1 protein-coding gene is annotated in these 1,448 nt (G+C 38.4%); it reads right to left on the bottom strand.

Going from position 1 to position 1,448, the window contains the following annotated elements; translation table 11 throughout:
* Window positions 1–473: 473 nt before the first annotated feature.
* The gene (locus NF867_RS12525) at window positions 474–1,268 is read right to left on the bottom strand and encodes a cyclase family protein (protein ID WP_252588343.1); all 795 of its coding nucleotides are present in this window, start codon (window positions 1,266–1,268) and stop codon (window positions 474–476) included.
* Window positions 1,269–1,448 lie beyond the last annotated feature (180 nt).

Raw genomic sequence — 1,448 nt, 5'->3', positions numbered from 1 at the left:
ACTGTTCAACCAACTTTATCTTTTAACGGGTTACTGAAAAATTCATTTTTACACAGCCTCGCAAACGCGCGTGAGCTAGGGCTTTCTTAATTCAACTGGGCTAACCATCTTATTCGGTTCTGATGGTCGGCCTCATAGCCGGCCGAGGCCTAGAAACTTTCTTCTTGATAAGAAAGTTTCCAAAGAATCAAGGCTACGCAGCTTTAGCTAAAAGATTCTAAAAAGACTATCTGCAATTCAAGACGTTTCGCTTCGCTCCACTTCTCCGAATTGCTTTACCTCATCACTTATCCACTTAACTACATGTCTTTTTACAATCTTTCTTTACGCTAAAGCTGCTAAGGCCGGTCCTTGCAAGTAGCATGGTATGAAATAATTATATAAAAGGCTAGGTTCAAGCTATGGGTGTATAAAATCTCTAGAGTCCTTCGGGCTCAAATTGGCTGCCAGTTTTTTGAAACCAGTCCTTTACCTTACTGATTTAAAAGAGCAATAATCCGTAAAGGAGCTCCGCTTCCGCCACCAATTTTCATTGGGAGAGCAATTACAGAGAAATCTTTAAATGGAAGTAAATCCAGATTGGCTACATTTTCAAAAATAGGAACCTCCTCTTTTGTAAGAATAACATGAGTTTCATACGTTGAGGATTGTCCGAAATCAATACTGGGAGTATCAATTCCAACGGCTTTTATTTTTCGCTCTTTTGTCAACCAATCGGCAGCGGCAGGTGATAAGCCTGGGAAATGCAATAACTGAACGCCTTCGACACCTCTTTTATCGGTACCCATATATTTTGTTCGGTCGGGCCAAAATTTACCGTAGCCAGTTCGTAAAAGCACTATTACACCTGGTTTTATTTTTCCATTTTTAGCTTCCCAGACTAAAAAATCCTCTTTGCTGATCAAATAATTAGCATCCTTTAAGCTGGCAACAGAAACATCTATAACTATAGCCTCTCCCATTAGTTTATCAAGTGAGATTTGATCAACAGTTGACCGATTAGCATAAAAATGAGCCGGTGCATCTAAATGAGTACCACCGTGTTCCGCTGCACAAAAAGTATTTGCCTCGTAATGATATCCCTTATCTGTTTCTCCTTTAAAACCCACGGTAAGTTGAAAGCCATTTTCAGTGGGCCAGTAAATGGTTTCCTTGTCGAAAGAATAAGTTAAGTCGATAATTTTCTTGCCTGATACTTGGGCGACAGCTGACCTAAGTTGAGCAGATAGCAGTAGAAAAGCTATGAAGACCAATGCATAATTTTTCATTTTTATTGAATTAGCATTCAATAAATTACAAAAAAAGAGGCTATTCGAAAAGAATAGCCTCTATAATCATTGTTGGGTTGGAAAAATACAAAGAGTTATAAAACTCAATCCAGTATTTCGCACGCGTTGCAGAGGCTGTGTAAAAATAAGTTTTACCTATAGTTTATAAGTATGTATTTT

The sequence above is a fragment of the Solitalea agri genome (assembly GCF_023914155.1).
GTDB lineage: Bacteria > Bacteroidota > Bacteroidia > Sphingobacteriales > Sphingobacteriaceae > Solitalea > Solitalea agri.
This window is presented reverse-complemented; position numbering and strand designations above follow the sequence as displayed.